The organism is Streptomyces sp. TP-A0874, from assembly GCF_001748085.1.
In the GTDB taxonomy this organism is placed as follows: domain Bacteria; phylum Actinomycetota; class Actinomycetes; order Streptomycetales; family Streptomycetaceae; genus Streptomyces.
Genome location: NZ_BBZK01000005.1, coordinates 385,162 through 402,572, shown reverse-complemented (window position 1 = coordinate 402,572; position 17,411 = coordinate 385,162). Strand labels below are relative to the sequence as shown.

Annotated in this window: 14 protein-coding genes; 7 read left to right on the top strand and 7 right to left on the bottom strand. The window is 69.2% G+C overall.

All coding sequences use genetic code 11. The features are described from left to right. Window positions 1–65 precede the first annotated feature (65 nt). From rplI to rpsF, 4 genes are all read right to left on the bottom strand, one after another. Window positions 66–512, bottom strand: a complete 447-nt coding sequence (gene rplI / locus BGP73_RS09360; RefSeq protein ID WP_069813645.1) for a 50S ribosomal protein L9 — start codon at window positions 510–512, stop codon at window positions 66–68. An 18-nt stretch (window positions 513–530) separates the two neighbouring features. Beyond that, window positions 531–767, bottom strand: a complete 237-nt coding sequence (gene rpsR, locus BGP73_RS09355; RefSeq protein ID WP_003978893.1) for a 30S ribosomal protein S18 — start codon at window positions 765–767, stop codon at window positions 531–533. 61 nt (window positions 768–828) lie between these two features. After that, the gene (locus tag BGP73_RS09350) at window positions 829–1,401 is read right to left on the bottom strand and encodes a single-stranded DNA-binding protein (RefSeq protein ID WP_069813643.1); all 573 of its coding nucleotides are present in this window, start codon (window positions 1,399–1,401) and stop codon (window positions 829–831) included. 72 nt (window positions 1,402–1,473) lie between these two features. Further along, complete coding sequence (gene rpsF, locus BGP73_RS09345) at window positions 1,474–1,764, bottom strand: 30S ribosomal protein S6 (protein ID WP_069813641.1); 291 nt, start codon at window positions 1,762–1,764, stop codon at window positions 1,474–1,476. Window positions 1,765–2,017: 253 nt separating this feature from the next. Here rpsF and BGP73_RS09340 point away from each other — a divergent pair, with 253 nt between their 5' ends. The 3 genes from BGP73_RS09340 (at window position 2,018) to BGP73_RS09330 (ending at window position 4,887) form a co-directional block, all read left to right on the top strand. Further along, a complete protein-coding gene (locus BGP73_RS09340; RefSeq protein WP_069813639.1) occupies window positions 2,018–2,329 on the top strand; it encodes a hypothetical protein in 312 nt (103 codons plus the stop codon). Between the two features lie 180 nt (window positions 2,330–2,509). Further along, complete coding sequence (locus BGP73_RS09335) at window positions 2,510–3,631, top strand: lipid II:glycine glycyltransferase FemX (protein WP_069813637.1); 1,122 nt, start codon at window positions 2,510–2,512, stop codon at window positions 3,629–3,631. Between the two features lie 224 nt (window positions 3,632–3,855). After that, window positions 3,856–4,887, top strand: coding sequence for an alanine racemase (locus BGP73_RS09330; protein WP_069813635.1), 1,032 nt, complete (start codon window positions 3,856–3,858; stop codon window positions 4,885–4,887). 93 nt (window positions 4,888–4,980) lie between these two features. On the opposite strand, the gene BGP73_RS09325 is transcribed toward BGP73_RS09330, so the two are convergent. Together BGP73_RS09325 and BGP73_RS09320 are read right to left on the bottom strand one after the other, a co-directional pair. Then, entirely contained in the window at window positions 4,981–6,456 is a 1,476-nt protein-coding gene (locus BGP73_RS09325) for a glycosyltransferase family 87 protein (RefSeq protein WP_069813633.1), read from the bottom strand. 157 nt (window positions 6,457–6,613) lie between these two features. Further along, complete coding sequence (locus BGP73_RS09320; protein ID WP_069813631.1) at window positions 6,614–9,274, bottom strand: transglycosylase domain-containing protein; 2,661 nt, start codon at window positions 9,272–9,274, stop codon at window positions 6,614–6,616. Window positions 9,275–9,940: 666 nt separating this feature from the next. Between BGP73_RS09320 and BGP73_RS09315 the strand changes: the two genes are divergently transcribed. The 3 genes from BGP73_RS09315 to BGP73_RS09305 all read left to right on the top strand — a co-directional run bounded on the left by BGP73_RS09315 (window position 9,941) and on the right by BGP73_RS09305 (window position 13,247). After that, window positions 9,941–10,714, top strand: a complete 774-nt coding sequence (locus tag BGP73_RS09315; RefSeq protein WP_069813629.1) for a PadR family transcriptional regulator — start codon at window positions 9,941–9,943, stop codon at window positions 10,712–10,714. Between the two features lie 51 nt (window positions 10,715–10,765). Continuing rightward, window positions 10,766–11,848 carry an inositol-3-phosphate synthase gene (locus BGP73_RS09310; RefSeq protein ID WP_069813627.1) on the top strand — a complete coding sequence of 361 codons (1,083 nt, stop codon included), beginning with the start codon at window positions 10,766–10,768 and terminating at the stop codon, window positions 11,846–11,848. A gap of 118 nt (window positions 11,849–11,966) precedes the next feature. Further along, window positions 11,967–13,247: an MFS transporter gene (locus tag BGP73_RS09305; RefSeq protein WP_069813626.1), complete on the top strand. Its 1,281-nt coding sequence runs from the start codon at window positions 11,967–11,969 to the stop codon at window positions 13,245–13,247. 128 nt (window positions 13,248–13,375) lie between these two features. Here the strand turns inward: BGP73_RS09305 and BGP73_RS09300 are convergent, their stop codons facing one another. After that, window positions 13,376–14,881 (bottom strand): CCA tRNA nucleotidyltransferase, encoded by a 1,506-nt coding sequence (locus BGP73_RS09300; RefSeq protein ID WP_069813624.1) that lies wholly within the window; start codon window positions 14,879–14,881, stop codon window positions 13,376–13,378. A 178-nt stretch (window positions 14,882–15,059) separates the two neighbouring features. Between BGP73_RS09300 and BGP73_RS09295 the strand changes: the two genes are divergently transcribed. Further along, a complete protein-coding gene (locus BGP73_RS09295; RefSeq protein WP_079127407.1) occupies window positions 15,060–17,393 on the top strand; it encodes a DUF6049 family protein in 2,334 nt (777 codons plus the stop codon). The last annotated feature ends 18 nt before the right edge of the window (window positions 17,394–17,411 follow it).

The window sequence follows — 17,411 nt, the reverse complement described above, 5'->3', positions numbered from 1 at the left end:
TGGGCCGCATCCACCACCCCTCGTCAGGACGGTGGATGCGGCCCAGAGCCAGGACTTGCCCTTGCTCAGGCGGCGACGACCTCGACGCCGACCTTCGCAGCGACCTCCGCGTGGAGGCGCACGGAGACCTGGTGCGCGCCCAGGGTCTTGATGGGGGAGCCGAGCTCGATACGACGCTTGTCCACGTCGGGACCGCCGGCTTCCTTGATCGCCGAGGCGATGTCAGCCTGGGTCACAGAACCGAACAGACGTCCGGACTCTCCGGAGCGGGTGAGCAGTCGCACCCGCACCGCCTCAAGCTGTGCCTTGACCTCGTTGGCCTGTTCGATCGAGGCGATCTCCCGCAGCCTGCGGCCGCGGCGGAGCTGCTCGACGTCCTTCTCGCCACCCTTGGTCCAGTGGATCGCGAAACCGCGCGGGACCAGGTAGTTACGAGCGTAGCCGTCCTTGACGTCCACGACGTCGCCCGCGGCGCCGAGGCCGGAGACCTCATGGGTAAGGATGATCTTCATGTTCCGGTCACCCTTTCCTTATCGCGCAGTCGAGGTGTAGGGCAGCAGCGCCATCTCCCGGCTGTTCTTGACGGCCGTGGCGACATCGCGCTGGTGCTGGGTGCAGTTGCCGGTGACCCGGCGGGCACGGATCTTGCCACGGTCGGAAATGAACTTCCGCAGCAGGTTCGTGTCCTTGTAGTCGACGTAGGAGATCTTCTCCTTGCAGAACACGCAAACCTTCTTCTTGGGCTTGCGAGCAGGCGGCTTCGCCATTGTCTCTCTCCGTAATGATCAAGAAGTTTGTGCTGTCGCCCTTGCTGGCCGGACACCCGGCCTAGAAGGGCGGCTCGTCCGAGTAGCCGCCGGAGCCACCGCCCCAGCCACCGCCACCGCCACCGCCCTGCTGGCCACCGCCGGCCGGCGCGCTGGTCGCCCAGGGGTCGTCGGCGGGCGCACCGCCGCCCTGCTGGCCACCGCCGGGGCCGCCGCCCCAGCCGCCGCCACCCTGGCCGCCACCACCGAAACCGCCCTGACCGCCCCGGCCGGTGGTCTTGGTGACCTTGGCCGTGGCGTTGCGCAGGCTGGCTCCGACCTCTTCGACGTCCAGCTCGTAGACCGTCCGCTTGACACCCTCGCGGTCCTCGTACGACCGCTGCTTGAGGCGGCCCTGCACGATGACGCGGGTGCCCCGAGTCAGGCTCTCGGCGACGTTCTCCGCCGCCTGCCGCCACACCGAGCAGGTGAGGAAGAGGCTCTCGCCGTCCCTCCACTCGTTCGTCTGGCGGTCGAAGATGCGGGGAGTGGACGCGACACGGAACTTCGCGACCGCCGCACCGGACGGGGTGAAGCGCAGCTCGGGGTCATCGACCAGATTGCCGACGACCGTGATGACGGTCTCGCCTGCCATTGGGGAACCTCTCGGCGGGGTACTACGGGCTGCTTGCTACTCGAATCCCGGGACGGAACCGAACCGCGAGGTTCAGTGAGCCGCGGGACGGAGGACCTTGGTCCGAAGGACGGACTCGTTCAGGTTCATCTGACGGTCGAGCTCCTTGACGACCGCGGGGTCGGCCTGGAGGTCGATGACCGAGTAGATGCCCTCGGGCTTCTTGTTGATCTCGTACGAGAGACGACGACGGCCCCAGGTGTCGACCTTCTCCACCTTTCCGTTGCCCTCTCGGACGACGGAAAGGAAGTTCTCGATCAGCGGGGAGACAGAGCGCTCCTCGAGATCGGGGTCGAGGATGACCATCACCTCGTAGTGACGCATGCGGAACCCACCTCCTCTGGACTCAGCGGCCACGGTCTTTCCGTGGCAGGAGGGTCGTGATGCGTGAGCGACGCTACCGGCCGAGACTGACAGCCCACGGGGGCCGCCGGCCACAGTGGTCGGCACCATCGCAGACAGCACACCTTACCCGCACCGTGTCTTGCGGTTGAAATCCGGGCCACACTCCCCGCAGTCTGGACATATCGGATGTCTGTGACGGTCGAGTCCGCCGTCTTCGGCCAGGAGGTGGCCCATGGCATATGCGGTATACCGGCGGCAGCATCGCGGACCGCTCTCCGCGATCGCGGCCCATCCCGTCGAGAACAGTCTCGCCGCGACGACGCTGCTGCTCGGCGCGCTCGCCTTCGCCACGGCCCAGATCCCCCACCTGCACCTGATCAGCTGCTGGGCAGGGCTGGTCGGCATCCTGTCCGGGGCGTGGGGACAGATGATCTCGGCGACCACCGTCGAGCGCTTCATGCTGGTGATCGGGCTGGGCGCCGCCGGCCTCGGCTTCTATCTCGGGATGGCCCACGGGGGACTCTTCGGGGGGGTGCTCGGGTAGACCCCGGCCCGCGGCGCTTCCCCAGACACCGGGAACCGACCCGCCGGAGGGGCTCTCGGATGCCGGTCCGGGAACGGGTCGGATCCCCCGGGCGCCCCTTACGGACGCTGGGTTCTGATGCGGGCCTTCGGCGCGCAGTAGGCTTCCCCGGAAGCCGAGCGTGCCGAGGAGCATCCCGCCATGAGTCTGTCCCTGAGGACCATCAGCCGTGAGCAGCATCTGACGTACCTCCAGAGCCTGCCCTCGGCGAGTCATATGCAGGTGCCGGCCTGGGCGGACGTGAAAGCCGAATGGCGCTCGGAGAGCCTTGGGTGGTTCGACGACGACAGCGGTGAGATCGTCGGCGCGGGGCTCGTGCTCTACCGCCAGTTGCCGAAGATCAAGCGCTATCTGGCCTACCTGCCCGAGGGCCCGGTGATCGACTGGTACGCGCCGAACCTCGAGGATTGGCTGCGGCCGATGCTCGAGCACCTCCGGAGCGCCGGCGCCTTCTCGGTGAAGATGGGCCCGCCGGTGGTCATCCGCCGCTGGGACGCGCCCGCGATCAAGGCCGGTATCCAGAACCCGCAGGTGAAGCGGTTGCGGGAGATCCAGGCCACCCACATCGAGCCTCGGGCCTTCGAGGTCGCCGACCGGCTGCGCCGGATGGGGTGGCAGCAGGGCGAGGACGGCGGCGCGGGCTTCGGCGACGTGCAGCCCCGCTACGTCTTCCAGGTTCCGCTGGAGAACCGTTCGCTGGAGGACGTCCACAAGGCCTTCAACCAGCTGTGGCGTCGGAACATCAAGAAGGCGGACAAGGCCGGCGTCGAGGTGGTCCAAGGGGGGTACGAGGACCTCCCCGAGTGGCAGCGGCTCTACGAGATCACCGCGGAGCGGGACCGCTTCCGGCCGCGCCCGCTGAGCTACTTCCAGCGCATGTGGACCGCCCTGAACACCGAGGATCCCAACCGGATGCGCCTGTACTTCGCCAAGCACGACGGTGAGGCCGTGGCCGCCGCCACGATGCTGATCGTTGGCGGGCACGTCTGGTACTCCTACGGGGCCTCCGCCAACCACAAGCGCGAGGTACGGCCCTCCAACGCCATGCAGTGGCGCATGTTGCGCGACGCCTACGCTCTCGGGGCCACCGTGTACGACCTCCGGGGCATCAGCGACTCGCTCGACGAGAACGACCACCTCTTCGGGCTGATCCAGTTCAAGGTCGGCACGGGCGGACAGGCCTGCGAGTACCTCGGCGAGTGGGACTTCCCCCTCAACAAACTGCTGCACAAGGCGCTCGACATGTACATGTCCCGGCGCTGACCGCGCTTCCCGGTCCCCGCGTCGGCCGGACGGGACGGTTCGCACCGCACCGCCGCAGCCCGCCGAAACACGACAGGCCCGGCCCCCGTCCACCGCCCACCCGAGATGGCGGGCCGTGTTCCTCCGTACGTGACCGAATCGTTTCAACGACGCACCTCCAGTTCCGCTTCCCGCCCCTCCTACCTCCCATACACCGCAGATACGAGAGAGGTTCCGGACCTGCCATGGCGCTCACCCTCTATGTCGACACCGCGCGCTGGCGGGCGCACCAGCAATCGGTGCTCCAGCAGTTCCCGGGGATAGTGCCCGTCTGCAAGGGCAACGGCTACGGCTTCGGGCACGAGCGGCTGGCCGAGGAGACCGCTCTGTTCGGCTCCGACATGCTCGCCGTCGGCACCACCTACGAAGCTGCCCGGATCAAGGACTTCTTCAGCGGCGACCTGCTCGTCCTCACCCCGTTCCGGTTGGGCGAGGACCCGGTGCCGCTCCCGGACCGGGCGATCAGGTCGGTCTCCTCGGTGGAGGGCGTACGCGGCCTGGTCGGAGCGCGCGTGGTCATCGAGGTCATGAGCACCATGAAGCGCCACGGCGTCTCCGAAGCCGATCTGCCGAAGCTGCACGCCGCGATCGAGGGCATCCGGCTGGAGGGCTTCGCCATCCACCTGCCGCTGGACCGTCTGGACGGCTCCGACGCGGTGGAGGAGGTCATCGGCTGGATGGACCGGCTGCGGGCCGCCCGGCTTCCGCTGCACACCATGTTCGTCAGCCACCTCGGGGCCACGGAACTGGCCCGGTTGCAGCAGCAGTTCCCCCAGACCCGCTTCCGGGCCCGGATCGGGACCCGCCTCTGGCTGGGTGACGAGGACGCGACCGAGTACCGCGGTTCCGTCCTGGACGTGGTCACGGTGGCCAAGGGCGAGCGTTTCGGCTACCGGCAGCAGCGGGCGGCCTCGGACGGCTCCCTGGTGGTCGTGGCGGGCGGTACCTCGCACGGCGTGGGGCTGGAGGCCCCGAAGGCGCTGCACGGCATGATGCCGCGCGCCAAGGGGGTCGCCCGGGCCGGACTGGCGACCGTCAACCGCAATCTGTCGCCCTTCGTCTGGGAGGGCAAGCAGCGGTGGTTCGCCGAGCCGCCGCACATGCAGGTGTCGATCCTCTTCCTGCCGAGCGAAGTGCCCGAGCCCAAGGTGGGCGACGAACTGGTGGCGCAGCTGCGGCACACCACAACGCAGTACGACCGGCTCGTCGACCGCTGAGCCCGCCGTCCGAGCGCGCCCGCACTCGGACGGCTCGGGAGCAGTGCCTGCCGGCCTCCGGGAGCGGGCTCGCTGCCCGCTCCCGGAGGCCGTTCACGATACGGATCCCCCGTCGGTGCCCCACCGCACCGGCGGCCCCGGGAGCGGCGCCGGCCGACGTACCGGCCGGCCCGGTGCGAAAACGTCCGGCGCGCCGTCCAGCACCCCTCCGGAGGGGTCGTCCACACCGCTCCGCCGGACCACGTCGCGCTCCGGCAGCAGGATGTCGCGGACCACCACGGCGCAGAGGTAGGCCGTTCCCAGCAGGTGCAGCAGGATGATCAGCTGGTAGCCCTCCGGTGGCAGACCGTGGTGCTTGTCGCCACTGGAGGTGTAGGCCAGGTACATCCAGATGCCGAGGAAGTAGGCGACCTCGCAGCCCTGCCAGATGAGGAAGTCGCGCCAGCGGGGGCGGGCCAGCGCCGCGAGCGGGACCAGCCACAGCACGTACTGCGGTGAGTAGACCTTGTTGACCAGGATGAACACCGCGACGACCAGGAACGCCAGTTGGGCGAAGCGGGGACGGCGCGGTGCCCAGAGGGTCAGCGCGCCGATGCCCGCGCACAGCAGTACGGTGATCGCGATGGCCCAGGAGTTGGCGCTCTCCAACGGGTTCCCCGTGCGCTGCGCGATGACCAGCCAGAACGATCCGAAGTCCACCGGGCGCTCCTGGCTGAAGGTGTAGAACTTCTTCCACCCCTCGGGGGCCAGCGCCATCACCGGCACGTTCACCACCATCCAGGCCCCGGCGGCCGAGGCCACCGCCGCCGCGTACGCCCGCAGGCGGCCCGCCCGGAGGCAGAGGATCAGCAGGGGACCGAGCACCAGTACCGGGTAGAGCTTCGCCGCGGTCGCCAACCCGATCAGGACCCCGGCGGCGGCCGGTCGGCTGCGCGACCACATGAGCATGCCGGCCGCGAGGAGCGCGACGGCCAGCAGGTCCCAGTTGATCGTGGCGGTGAGCGCGGCGGCCGGTGCGAGGGCCACCAGCAGGGCGTCCCAGGGCCGGCGGCGGTGGGTCCGCGCCACGCAGACCACCATCACCGCGGCGCAGGCCATCAGCATCCCGGAGTTGACCACCCAGTAGGTGCGGGCGCTGTCGATCCCCCCGTCCTTCGGCGTCAGCCAGGAGGCGACTTCCATGAAGAGTCCGGTCAGCACGGGGTATTCGAGGTACTCCATGTCGCCGGGGAGGCGGTCGAAGTACGGCACCAGGTCAGCGGCGAACCCGCGCGCACCGTAGAGGTGGGGGATGTCCGAGTAGCAGGCGTGGGCGTACTGGCTGTCCGCTCCGAAGAACCAGCCGCTGTCGTAGCACGGCAGCTTCTGCACCATGCCCAGTGCGAACATCCCGATCGCGACGATCAAGATCACCCGCAGCGGTGTCCACCAGTGCGTTCCCGGTAGTACTCGGCGGCCGGCCGGACCGCCGATCGCCTCGCTGCCGACGGCGGCCACCTCGTCCTGGGCGGTCGGCAGCACCAGCTGGTCCGCGGAGTCCGTGTCGTGAGGGGGGTAGGCGCGGGTCATGGGCACAATCCTGCCGTACCGGTCCGCCGGGGGCGCGGTCGTCCCGGCACCACGGACGGCGTCGGCCCCCGACCGGACCCACCGGTCGGGGGCCGACGCCCTCCAGCGGTACCACGGGGGCCATGCCCGTACCGAGCGCTCTCCGCCCGGTAGCGCCTCACTCCCGGCGGCCGGTCCCTCCGCCGAACCAACCGCCGCCGCCCGAGTCGGGTTCGCCGCCGGTCGATGACGGATCAGGCGAGGTGCCCCCGCTGTTGTCCCCGGTGCTGTTCCCGCCCCCCTCGTTGCCGCCGGTCTCCTCGCACCTCGGGTCGAAGACACCGCAGCTCTCCTCGGGCGGCGACGGGATGCCCGGCGATTCGGAAGGCGTCTCCGAGGGCGTCTCCGAAGGCGTCTCAGAGGGCGACGGGCTCTCGGTCGGGGTCGGCGAGGGGCTGGCCCCCTTGCCGTAGACCTTCTCACCGATCGGCTCGGGCTTCGGGAACTGCTGCACCTCCTTGCCCTCGAGGGCCGTTCCCATGTACTCCGCCCAGATTCTCGCGGGGAACGACGCACCGTGGATGGACTGCTCGCCACCCACCCCGTACATCTTCAGGAACTCCTGCTTCTTGGCCTGGTCGTCCACCCGCCACATGCCGATGGCGGTGGACAACTCGGGGGTGTAGCCGGCGAACCAGGCCGACCGGTTGCCGTCGGTGGTACCGGTCTTGCCGGCGGCCGGCCGACCGCCGGGCAGCTGGGCCGAGGTTCCGGTGCCCCTCTCCACGACGGTCTTCAACACGTCCGTGACGTTGTTGGCCACGTTCCGGTCGAGCCCCTGCTCCGTCTTGAGCTCGGGCTTGAAGATCGTCGTGCCCTTCTGCTTGACCTCGGTCACCGAGTAGGGGTCGTTCTGCTCCCCCTCCGCGGCGAACGTGCCGTAGGCGGCGGCCAGCCGGATGGCGCTGGGGGTGGAGGTGCCGAGCGCGAAGGAGGGGGCGAGAGAGGCGAACTGCTCTTCGATCATGCCTGCGTTGAGCGCCGCCTTCTTCACCCGGTCCGTCCCAACGTCCATCCCCAGTTGGATGAACGGGGTGTTGACCGACAAGCGCATCGCCTCGCGGAGGGTGATCGGGCCGTAGTCCTCGTCACCGTCGTTGACCTGGTGCCACTCCTTGTCCTCCTCGTTGAGCCACACCTCGCCGTTGTAGTCGCGCAGCTTCACCTTGTTGTCGCCGTCGTAGATGCTCTCGGCCGAGACCGGGGTGCGCATCGACGCGTCCTGCTGGGCTGGGCCGCTCGGGTCCCGCACCCCGTCGGTCATGGCCGCGGCCAGCACGAAGGGCTTGAAGGTCGAGCCGACCGGGACACCGGTGTTGTCGGCGTTGTTGGTGTAGTGCTCGGTGGCGTCGGTGCCGCCGTAGATGGCGAGGATCTTGCCGGTGGCCGGGTCGATCGAGGCTCCGCCGAACTGGACGTACTTGTCGACCTCCCGCTTCTTCGGGTCGATCTTCTCCTTGCTCACCTTCTTCACGGCCTTCTCGAGCTGATCCATCTTCTTCTGGTCGAAGGTGGTGTAGATCTGGTAGCCGCCGAGCTTCAGCTGCTCCTCGGAGATGTTGCTGTGCGAGGTGACGTAGCTGTCCGCCAGCGCCTTCAGATAGCCCTTCTGGCCGGTCATGTCCATCGCCGGCTTGGGCTTCTGGGGCATCGGGAAGCCCTTGGTCAGCCACTTGTCCCGCTCGGCCGCGCTCATCCGCTTGACCTCGACCTCGCGGTCGAGCGTCCAGGCCCAGCGCTTCTTCGCCCGCTCCAGGTTCTTCTCGGGGCTGGTCATCAGGTTGCCCGGGTTCACACCGCCGGCCGGGTCGTAGAGGTTCGGGCCGTTCAGCACCGCCGACAGGAAGGCGCTCTCGCTCGCGTCGAGGTCGATGCAGTCCTTGCCGTAGTAGGCCTGCGCGGCGGCCTGGATGCCGTACGCGCTGCGGCCGTAGTAGGCGGTGTTGAGGTAGCCGGTGATGATCTCCTTCTTGTCGACCGTGGCACCCACCTTGATCGACACCAGGAGTTCGTGCACCTTGCGCTTCAGCGTCTGCTCGGAGTCCAGGTAGTAGTTCTTGACGTACTGCTGGGTGATCGTCGAACCACTCTGGGTGTCTCCACCCCTGGCCATTCTGACGACGGCCCGGGCGATACCCATCGGGTCGACCCCGCGGTCGGTCTCGAAGGTGTCGTTCTCGGCGGAGATCACCGCGTTCCGCATCGACTTCGGGATGTCCGCGTAGTCGACCTTCTGACGGTTGCGGTCACCGCCGCCGGCCACCAGCATCCGTTCGCCGTTGCCCCAGTAGTAGACGTTCTTCTGGACCTCGGCCATCTCGTTCGGGTCCGGCTTACCGACCAGGGCGAGCGCCACACCGGTCGCGGCTATCAGGAGTCCGAAGAAGGCGATGCAACTGCCGAGGACCTGCTTCCAGGAAGGCAGCCAACGGCGCAGGCCGGTCTTGCCCGAGCGCGGATAGTCGATGAACCGCTTCTTCCGCGGCGGCTCGCCGTTGCCACGCCCGCCACCGCGACCGCCGTAGCCACCGCCGGCGCCGCCGTTGCCCCGGCGGCCGCCACCGGCGCCGCCCTCCGCCCCGGTCGCTCTGCGGCGACCTCCGCGCTTCGCGGCACGGCGGGCTTCCGCGCGGCCTCCGTAAGGGCGCTCGCCGCCGTGCGGGCTTGCGGCCGAACCGCTCGGCGGTGCGGCGCGGCGGCCGGACGGCGGCGGCTGCGCTCCGCGCCGGGCCGCGGCCCGCCCGCCGGACTGCGGGGGCTTGCGACGGTGCTCGCTCATGGAATGGCTACTCCTCGGACAGGCGCTATCGCCCAGACGCGACAGTTGACTTCCGGCCCCCCGAAGTGCGGACTGGCTCCTGCCGACGACAGGAGGAACCGCACCTGGGCCCTTTCTTCCGGACCGGGCCGACTGACGTGTCCGGTCATCGCCATCCTCCAACACCGGTCGGAAGACGGTGCTCCGCGCACGGCGCCACCGTCAGCCGCGGGCATTCCGCACGGGCTGCGCCCTCCGCCTTGCGACACACGCGCCAGTCCTCGCTCACCGATGTTGCCTGATCCGAAAGGAAGGCCCCGGTTCGAGGACGCCCCGGAGGCCCGCTTGGTTCCCGGCATTCTGCATGCCGCACAGACTACGCACGGACAAATCCGCCAGAACACCGCCCTTTCTACGGGCTGCCCGGCGCACCGCACCGAACCGTCCGTGTGACGCCGTTCACCATGGCTCCCCTTGCCCCCTCTTCGCACACCGCTCTATCGTCGTGATGTATCGAACCGATACATCACGACGGCATAGAGTGATGTCGTTCGTCACGGGGTACCGGCGAGAAACGCCGCTGGTAGGAGCCAGTGGGCGTGGAAACGGCGGCGACTCGAAGCGACCCGAGACACGGACGGCTCGCCGGAGACGGCCCACGGCCACGGCAGGAGAGGGAGGCGAGCGATGAGCAGACGTTCCGGCGTCCTCGAGTTCGCCGTACTCGGCCTGCTCCGCGAGTCCCCCATGCACGGCTACGAGTTGCGCAAGCGGCTCAACACCTCGCTGGGCGTGTTCCGGGCCTTCAGCTACGGAAGCCTGTACCCCTGCCTGAAGACGATGGTCCGCCAGGGTTGGCTGGTCGAGGAGCCGGGCAGCGCTCCCGAGGACGCGCTCGCCGCGACGCTCGCCGGCCGCCGGGCGAAGATCGTCTACAGACTGACCGCTAAGGGGCGTGAGCACTTCGAGGAGTTGCTCGACCACTCCGGGCCGGACGCCTGGGAGGACGAGCACTTCGGAGTCCGCTTCGCCTTCTTCGGACAGACCTCTCGAGACGTCCGCATGCGGGTGCTGGAGGGGCGTCGAAGCCGGCTCGAGGAGCGCCTGGAGCGCATGCGGGCCTCTCTGGCCCGCAGCCGCGAGCGGCTGGACGACTACACCTTCGAACTCCAACGACACGCCTTGGAGTCGGTGGAGCGCGAGGTCCGTTGGCTGAACCAGCTGATCGAGAGCGAGCGCAGAGGGCGCGACCAGCACACCTCCGCCTCCGGTACCGACGGCGAGCCCAGCCGACCGCCCCACTCACCAGACGCACCGGCTCAGTCAGGCACACCGGAAGCACCGGGCCCGCCTGCCTTGCCGGGCAGACCGAGATCGCGGGAGCAGTCAGAGATCACGGGCGGCCCACCCCAGCACCGGGACAGCACCCGGCCGGGTACGTCCGAGGACACCGCCAAATGAGGTCCTGCGCTCCGTAGGGCTTCGTTCGTACACACACAGGGAGCAACCGGAATGGGTTCGGTTCGCGTAGCCATCGTCGGCGTGGGCAATTGCGCCGCCTCGCTGGTGCAGGGCGTCGAGTACTACAAGGATGCCGACCCGGACAACCGTGTCCCGGGTCTGATGCACGTGCAGTTCGGCGACTACCACGTGCGGGACGTCGAGTTCGTGGCCGCCTTCGACGTCGATGCGAAGAAGGTCGGGCTCGACCTCGCGGACGCCCTCGGGGCGAGCGAGAACAACACCATCAAGATCTGCGACGTGCCGTCGACCGGTGTGACCGTGCAGCGCGGCCACACGCTCGACGGGCTGGGGCGGTACTACCTCGAGACCATCGAGGAGTCCCAGGAGGCGCCGGTCGACGTGGTGCAGGCGCTCCGGGACACCGAGACGGACGTCCTCGTCTGCTACCTGCCGGTCGGCTCCGAGGAGGCCGCCAAGTTCTACGCGCAGTGCGCCATCGACGCCGGTGTGGCCTTCGTCAACGCGCTGCCGGTCTTCATCGCCGGGACCAAGGAGTGGGCGGACAAGTTCACCGAGGCCGGCGTCCCGATCGTCGGCGACGACATCAAGTCGCAGGTGGGCGCCACCATCACGCACCGGGTGATGGCGAAGCTGTTCGAGGACCGGGGTGTCATCCTGGACCGGACGATGCAGCTGAACGTCGGCGGCAACATGGACTTCATGAACATGCTGGAGCGGGACCGCCTGGAGTCCAAGAAGGTCTCCAAGACCCAGGCCGTCACCTCCCAGATCCGCGACCGCGAGCTGGGCGCCGACAACGTCCACATCGGCCCGTCCGACTACGTGGCATGGCTCGACGACCGCAAGTGGGCCTACGTGCGGCTGGAGGGTCGGGCGTTCGGCGACGTCCCGCTCAACCTCGAGTACAAGCTGGAGGTGTGGGACTCCCCCAACTCCGCCGGCGTGATCATCGACGCGCTGCGCGCCGCGAAGATCGCCAAGGACCGGGGCATCGGTGGCCCGATCCTCTCGGCCTCCTCGTACTTCATGAAGTCGCCGCCGGTGCAGTACTTCGACGACGAGGCACGGGAGAACGTCGAGAAGTTCATCGCGGGCGAAATCGAGCGCTGACCGCCGGAGCCGAGAGGCTTCGCGACGGCCGCACACCGTCCTGGAGGACGGTCCCTACCGAGGATCTGACTGATCCCCTAGGGACCGTCCTCTTTTCACGATGTGTGAAGGTATGAGCATGACTGTGGTCGGCGATCTGTGGAGACTTCTCCAACTCCCCGATTTCCGCCGACTCCTGGCTATTCGACTCCTCTCCCAGTCAGCGGACGGTGTCTTCCAGGTCGCGCTCGCCGCGTACGTCGTCTTCTCCCCGGAGAAGGAGGCCTCACCGGCCGCCGTGGCTTCCGCGATGGCCGTGTTGCTGCTCCCGTACTCCCTGATCGGCCCGTTCGCCGGCGTGCTGCTCGACCGCTGGCGGCGACGGCAGGTGCTGCTGCACGGCAACCTGATACGTACGGCCCTGACCGCCGGCACCGCACTGCTCGTCGTAGCCGGCGCACCGGACGCCCTCTTCTACCTGGCGGCGCTCTCCGTGACCGCCGTGAACCGGTTCGTTCTCGCGGGCCTTTCCGCGGCTCTGCCGCGGGTTGTCGACGAGGAGCGCCGCCTGGTCACAGCCAACGCCCTCACCCCGACCGCGGGCACCCTCGCCGCCACTTTCGGCGGCGGCGCGGCCCTCGTGGTACGGCTCACGGTCTCGGACTCGGCAGCGGTGATGGTGCTGCCCGCCGCGGCGCTCTATCTCGCGGCTGCGCTTGCCGCCCTGCGTATCCGACCTCAACTCCTCGGTCCCGCATCGCCGTTGGACGGACGGCAGCTCCTGGCGGCGCTCGCCGGCACGGTACGTGGGCTGACGGACGGGGTACGCCACCTGGCCGAACGCCGCAGGGCCGGCTACGCACTGCTGGCCATGACCGTGATGCGCTTCTGCTACGGCGCGCTGACGGTGATGCTCCTGATGCTCTGCCGGTACGCCTGGACCGGTGAGGAGGGCGGCTCCGGGTCCGAGGCCGACGGACTGGCGATGCTCGGTCTCGCGGTGGGCCTCTCCGGCGCCGGGTTCTTCACGGCGGCCGTCCTGAGCCCCTCGGGAGTCGGCGCCCTGGGCGCCTATGGCTGGATCGCCGCCTGCGCGGCCGGCGCGGCGGTACTGGAACCCTCTCTGGGCCTCTTCTTCGCGCCCGCGCCCGCACTGGCCGCCGCCTTCGTCCTGGGGTTGGCCACCCAGGGAGCCAAGATCGCTACGGACACGGTGGTGCAGTCCTCGGTGGACGACGCCTTTCGGGGGCGCGCCTTCACCCTCTACGACATGCTGTTCAACGTCTCCTTCGTCGCCGCCTCCGCGGTCGCGGCGCTCGTGCTGCCCCCGGACGGACGTTCGGTCCCACTGGTCGTAGGTGTGGCGCTGCTGTACGGGGCCGTCGCATCGGCGATGGCCTGGAGCCGGCGGAGGCTCTGAGGGCCCAGACTCTGAGGGCCCAGGCTCTGAGACCCCCGCTCCGTTTCACGTGAAACAAGCGCCGCGCGCCCCGTGCCGATGTCCTGTTTCACGTGAAACAGGACATCGGCCGCTGCGGCCGCCGCCGGTCAGCCTTCCAGGCCGGCCCACCACTCCTTGAGCGCCGCCACCGCGGCGTCCCGCTCCATCGGCCCGTTCTCGAGTCGCAACTCAAGCAGGTGCTTGTACGCCCGCCCGATCAGCGGGCCCGGCGGCACTCCGAGGATCTCCATGATCTCGTTGCCGTTCAGGTCCGGGCGGATGGCGTCCAGCTCCTCCTGCTCCTGGAGCTTCGCGATACGCCGCTCCAGACCGTCGTAGGCCCTGGAGAGGGCGAGGGCCTTGCGCTTGTTCCGGGTGGTGCAGTCCGAGCGGGTCAGCTTGTGCAACCGGTCCAGCAGCGGCCCGGCGTCCCGCACGTACCGGCGGACCGCCGAGTCGGTCCACTCGCCCGTGCCGTAGCCGTGGAAGCGCAGATGCAGCTCCACCAGTCGGGAGACGTCCTTCACCAGCTCGTTGGAGTACTTCAGCCGGCGCATCCGGGCTGCCGCGAGCTTCGCTCCAACGACCTCGTGGTGGTGGAAGGAGACCCGCCCGTCCTTTTCGAACCGTCGGGTCTTCGGTTTGCCGATGTCGTGCAGCAGAGCGGCCAACCGGAGCACCAGGTCCGGCCCGCCCTGCTCCAGGTCGATAGCCTGCTCCAGCACGGTCAGCGAGTGCTCGTAGACGTCCTTGTGCCGATGGTGTTCGTCCCGCTCCAGGCGCAGCGCCGGAAGCTCCGGCAGCACCCGGGCGGCGATCCCGCTGTCGACCAGCAGCTGGAGGCCCTTCCTGGGCCGATCGGCGAGGATCAGCTTGTTCAACTCGTCACGGACCCGCTCGGCGGAGACGATGTCGATCCGCTCGGCCATCTCCGTCATCGCCTTCATGACGTCCGGAGCGACCTCGAAGTCGAGCTGCGCGGCGAAGCGGGCGGCCCGCATCATCCTCAGCGGGTCGTCGGAGAACGACTCCTCCGGAGTCCCCGGCGTCCGCAGGACCCTCTCGGCCAGATCCCGCAGTCCGTCGTGCGGGTCGATGAACGACTTCTCCGGAAGGGCCACCGCCATCGCGTTCACCGCGAAGTCGCGGCGGGAGAGATCCTCCTCGATCGAGTCCCCGTAGACCACTTCGGGCTTGCGGGAGTCCCGGTCGTAGGCCTCCGATCGGTATGTAGTGATTTCAATGACGTAGTGGCCGGAATCCGCATACGCGCCCGGTGCCCGCTTCTGGCACCCCACGGTCCCGAAGGCGATACCAACCTCCCAGACCGCGTCCGCCCAGGGACGGACGATTTCCAGCACCTCTTCCGGCCTGGCGTCCGTCGTGAAGTCCAGATCGTGACCGAGCCGACCGAGCAGGGCGTCCCGGACCGAGCCGCCGACCAGCGCCAGGGAGTGTCCGGCCGCCTGGAAGCGGCGGGCGAGGTCGTCGGCGACCGGGGCGACCCGCAGGAGCTCACTCACGGCCTGACGCTGCGCTCGGCTGAGCGCATGGGTCGGCTGCGGTGGCTGCGGGATCTGCTGGGCGCGGTTGTCTTTGTTGGCGTTCGGCACAACAGGAAAGATTACGTGGCCCCCGAACACCGGAGCATCAGGTGTCCGCCTCCGGGTGCGGCCGGTGCTCCCTTTGATCACGGAGGGGCCTCCCGGCACGTTGTCCCGACCGATCTCGTTACCATTCCAGGACGCACATCCGAGACCACCACCGAACACGATGAGGGACGGCGAGCGCGTGGCCGAGGCGGCACAGTTCCAGGGGACGAGCAGCGTTCCCGCTCGCCGGTGGTTGCGGCGGGGTATCGCACTGCTTGCGGCGACGCCGCTGCTCGCCGGGGTCCTGCAGCTTCCAGCCCCGGAAACGGCGCGGGCGGCCGAGACGGCTTCGAGCGCGAGATCCGTGAAGGTCTCGATCGACTCCCTGTCGCCGGCGGCCCCCGCCAAGAGCGACACGATCACGCTCACCGGCACGGTCACCAACGACACCCGCTCCAAGATCGACGACGCCAGTATCGGGCTACGCCTGACGGAGCCGCTGAACAGCCGCAGCGCCGTCGACGCCGCCGCCAAGCGGAAGGGCTACTCCTACGCCGCGGACGGCCACGAGGTCGGAGGCGGGCACACGCTGGAGATCGACAAGCTGCCGTCCGGAGGCAGTCGCTCCTTCTCCCTGAGCGTCCCGGTCAAGGACCTGGAACTCGGAGCGAGCCCCGCCGTCTACCAGCTCGGGGTCTCATTGACCGGCCACACGGCGAACCAGCCGGTCCCCCAGGTGCTGGGCATCGCGCGGACCTTCCTGCCCTGGCAGCCGAGCCAGAGCGGGAAGAAGACCCGGATCAGCTACATGTGGCCGCTCATCTCCGGCCCCCGGCTCTCCGCCGAGACGGCCTCCGACCCCCAGCAGACCCCCCGGTTCCGTGACGACACCCTCGCTGAGGAGCTGGCTCCCGGGGGCCGTCTCCAGCAGTTGGTGGAGCTGGGCAAGGACCTTCCGGTCAGCTGGGTCATCGACCCGGACCTGCTGGTCAGCGTCGAGGCGATGACCGGTAGCTACAAGGTCGAGCAACCGGACGGCTCGGTGAAGGCCGGCAAGGACCAGGAACTGGCCAAGAAGTGGCTCGGGGAGCTCACCGCGGCGGTGAAGGACCGGGAGGTGGTCGCACTCCCCTTCGCCGACCCCGACCTCGCCTCCCTCGCCCACCAGGGCAAGGACGTCTCCGGAGCGCTCTCCCACCTCAAGCCGGCCACCGACCTCGGTTCCCTGACCGTCGAGACCATCCTCGGCCGGAAGCCGCGCACCGACTTCGCCTGGCCCGTGGCCGGAGCGCTCGACTCGTCGATCGTGGACGTCGCCACCTCCGCCGGCGCGCACAACCTGATCGCCCGCGGCGACAGCCTCCGGGACCCCTCGGGCCTGCCCTACACACCCACCGCCGCCCGCCCCATCGGCGGCGGCAACACCGTCCTGGTCGCGGACACCGGCCTGTCCAAGGCCTTCCAGGGCGGTATGTCGTCACCGGGAAGCTCCGTCCGCGCCGTCCAGCGGTTCCTCGCCCAGACCCTCATGATCAGCATGCAGTCGCCGGACACCCGGCGGAGCATCGTGGTGGCCCCCGACCGGATGCCCTCGGCCGAGCAGGCGCAGTCGATGGCCCGGGCCGTCGAGGCCCTGAAGGACGGCGACTGGATGGCACCGCTCGACCTGGGGGACGCCGCGAACGCCGCTCCGGACCCGCAGGCGACCGACCGGGTACCGGGACCGCGCTCCTACCCCGGTTCGCTGCGGAAGCAGGAGCTGCCGACCGCGGCCTTCGAGGAGATCCAGGGCACCCAGTCCGCGCTCACCGGCTTCCAGGTGGTGCTCTCCCAGCCGGACCGTGTGGTGACCCCCTTCAGCAGCGCGATCATGCGGGGCCTGTCCACCTCCTGGCGCGGCGACGCGGAAGCCGCCACCGTCTTCCGAAGCTCGGTCCAGGAGCACCTCTCCGCACTCACCCAGGGAGTGCGGCTCATCCAGAAGTCGAAGCAGACGCTCTCCGGGCGCAGTGCGACGATCCCGGTGACGGTGGAGAACAACCTCGTCCAGGGCGTCAAGGGACTGAAACTGAAGCTCACCTCCAGCCAGCCCAACCGGCTCGACGTGGGCACGGAGCAGCCGGTCCTGATCGAGGGCGAGCACAGCCAGTCCGTGAAGTTCCCGACCACCGCCAACGCCAACGGCTTCGTCTGGGTCAAGGCACAGCTCTACACCGAGGACGGCACCCCCTATGGCGCGCCGATGACCTTCCAGGTCAACGTCACGGAGATCACCTCAACCGTGATGCTGGTCATCGCCGGAGGCGTACTGCTCCTGGTCCTGGCCGGGGTGCGGATGTACACCCAGCGCAAACGGCGCGCCGCGCTGGCCGGAGAGGCCGGCGAGCCCCCGGAGGCCGGCGCTGAGGCCGGCGCTGAGAGCGACACGGAGAACCGCCCCGAGGACGGCCCGGAGCAGCCGGGTGACCAGGCGGCGGACACCGGGCCGGAAAGTGGGGACGCCCCCGGCCCAGGTGAGAAGGTTGATCGTTGAGCGAGCTCGTGGCCACTC